This is a genomic window from Ventosimonas gracilis (assembly GCF_001580025.1).
Lineage (GTDB): Bacteria > Pseudomonadota > Gammaproteobacteria > Pseudomonadales > Pseudomonadaceae > Ventosimonas > Ventosimonas gracilis.
In genome coordinates this window covers 1-2,344 of the sequence record NZ_LSZO01000170.1, presented here as the reverse complement: position 1 = coordinate 2,344, position 2,344 = coordinate 1, and the positions used below count along the sequence as shown (strand labels likewise).

At 56.7% G+C, this 2,344-nt stretch carries 1 protein-coding gene, 3 tRNA genes and 1 pseudogene; 4 read left to right on the top strand and 1 reads right to left on the bottom strand.

The window, feature by feature from the left end; all coding sequences use genetic code 11:
* Positions 1-378, bottom strand: a pseudogene (locus AXE65_RS08960) (hypothetical protein); the annotation flags it as partial.
* 213 nt (positions 379-591) lie between these two features.
* Between AXE65_RS08960 and AXE65_RS08955 the strand changes: the two are divergent.
* The 4 genes from AXE65_RS08955 to mgtE form a co-directional block, all read left to right on the top strand.
* Positions 592-682: transfer RNA gene (locus tag AXE65_RS08955), tRNA-Ser, on the top strand.
* A gap of 26 nt (positions 683-708) precedes the next feature.
* A tRNA-Arg gene (locus AXE65_RS08950) sits at positions 709-785 on the top strand.
* 43 nt (positions 786-828) lie between these two features.
* Positions 829-905: transfer RNA gene (locus AXE65_RS08945), tRNA-Arg, on the top strand.
* Positions 906-1,037: 132 nt separating this feature from the next.
* A partial coding sequence (mgtE, locus tag AXE65_RS08940; protein ID WP_068391098.1) for a magnesium transporter occupies positions 1,038-2,344 on the top strand: 1,307 nt, incomplete at its 3' end.

Genomic DNA, 2,344 nt, shown 5'->3' with positions numbered 1-2,344 from the left:
CCCGCCGTTGTCATCCAAATAACGGCGGTATTGGTAGGTCAAGGGCGGGGTTAGCAACAGTCCAGCGACCCGCGCCGCACCGATGGCGTAGTTATCGCCCCTCTGCCCAAAGCGGCCAATACCGGTTCGGCTGCTGGCATCGGTGCCGTAAAAGTTCGCCAAGTGTTCCGACCAAACGAGGTCAGGCCCGGTGGTAAAGCGCCCCCACTGCGCCGCTTGCGAGCCGAAAACCGTGGTAAAGAGCGGGCGAAACCAGCCGCTGTCGGTCAGACTGTCGCCGATAAAAATGGTGCGGGTAAAGGGCGCTTTATCGGCGAGTGCACCGCTTGCGCCGAGTAGCAAGATGGCGGGTAGAAGACGCTGCAAGGCTTTGCGCATGGGGATTTCCCCTTATCGGCAGTCAATTGTTTTTGGATATCGATACTGCCCGCGTTAAGCGCTTCGATGGCTTACCAAGGATGAAAAAGAAGCCACTATGCCTAAGCCGATGGCATTTACGCAGCGCCTTGTTTAACAACAGATTTGCAAAATGTATCCGCATGCGTATAATGCGCGGCCTGTTCTGGCCTGCGCAGCAGGTTGGGATGTACTGGAGAGGTGGCCGAGTGGCCGAAGGCGCTCCCCTGCTAAGGGAGTACACCTCAAAAGGGTGTCGAGGGTTCGAATCCCTCCTTCTCCGCCAAACATTCCCATGCCAAGCAGATTTACGCACTCGTAGCTCAGCTGGATAGAGTACCCGGCTACGAACCGGGCGGTCAGAGGTTCGAATCCTCTCGAGTGCGCCATGCAACAAAAGCCTTGCTGGTTGGCTAAAAACACCATCATCACGCACTCGTAGCTCAGCTGGATAGAGTACCCGGCTACGAACCGGGCGGTCAGAGGTTCGAATCCTCTCGAGTGCGCCAAGTCAACCCTTGTACAAACGGCTAACGCTGGAATTTTCTCATGGACTTACCCAGTCGAACCTTAACGACCTGTAACGCCTCGTTAATTATCTAGTCCAGCGGGCATGCATTCACCGCTGGGTGGAGCATGTCATGACCGAAATCGAAATCCGCAAGTCACAGGAAACCCTGTCCGAACGCATCGCGCAAATCAGCGAGCTGCTTGAATGCAGCCATCTGCTGGATTTGGACGATGGTGACCTGCCACAGCCCCTCTCTGGTCAAGAAGGCCAGCAAGCGCTTTTACAATTGCAGCAATTGCTCGATGAGCTGCACAGTGCCGACATCGCCCATATCTTGGAAGCGCTGCCGCTGCCCAAGCGTCTTGCCGTTTGGCAGTTGGTCAAGGTCGAGCGTGACGGTGACATCCTGCTGGAAGTCTCTGACGCGGTGCGCGAAAGCCTTATTGCGGCGATGGACGGCGCGGAAATTATCGCCGCCGCACGCGAGATGGACGCGGACGAACTGGCTGATCTTGCCGCCGATTTGCCCAAAGACCTGTTACAGGAATTGATTGACTCGCTCGATGCGCAGCAGCGCGAGCGCGTGCAGTCGGCGCTGTCGTTTGAGGAAGACCAAGTCGGCGCACTGATGGACTTTGAGCTGGTCAGCATCCGCGAGGATGTCAGCCTCGAAGTGGTACTGCGCTATCTGCGCCGCTTTAAGGAGCTGCCTGGGCATACCGATAAGTTATTTGTGGTCGATACCGATGGCCTGCTCAAAGGCGTACTGCCGATAAAGCGACTGCTGGTCGAAGACCCGGATAAAGAAGTGGCCGAGGTGATGGCCTGCGACCCGGTACGCTTTACCGCCGATGAAGACGCCTATCAGGCCGCGCAGGCGTTTGAACGCTATGACCTGGTTTCTGCGCCGGTAGTCGATGCGCTCGGCAAGCTGATTGGTCGTCTGACCATTGATGAGATGGTCGATTTAATCCGCGAAGAAAGCGAAAGCGAGGTGCTAAACCGCGCCGGTCTGCGCGAGGAAGAAGACATCTTCGCCTCAGTCTGGAAGTCGCTAAAAAACCGCTGGGCCTGGCTTGCCATTAATCTCATTACCGCCTTTGTCGCTTCAAGGGTGATTGGCCTGTTTGAAGGCTCGATTGAAAAACTGGTCGCGCTCGCCGCGCTGATGCCGATAGTCGCCGGTATCGGTGGCAATTCCGGTAATCAGACCATCACCATGATTGTGCGCGCAATGGCACTCGATCAGGTGCGTCCCAGCAATACCGTGCGTTTGCTGCGCAAGGAGCTTAGCGTATCGCTGCTCAATGGGCTGGTGTGGGGCACCGTGATTGGCCTTATTGCCTGGTGGCTGTACGGCAATCCAGCGCTTGGCGGGGTCATGGTTGCGGCGATGACGCTTAATTTGCTGCTCGCCGCCTTGATGGGAGTCCTTAT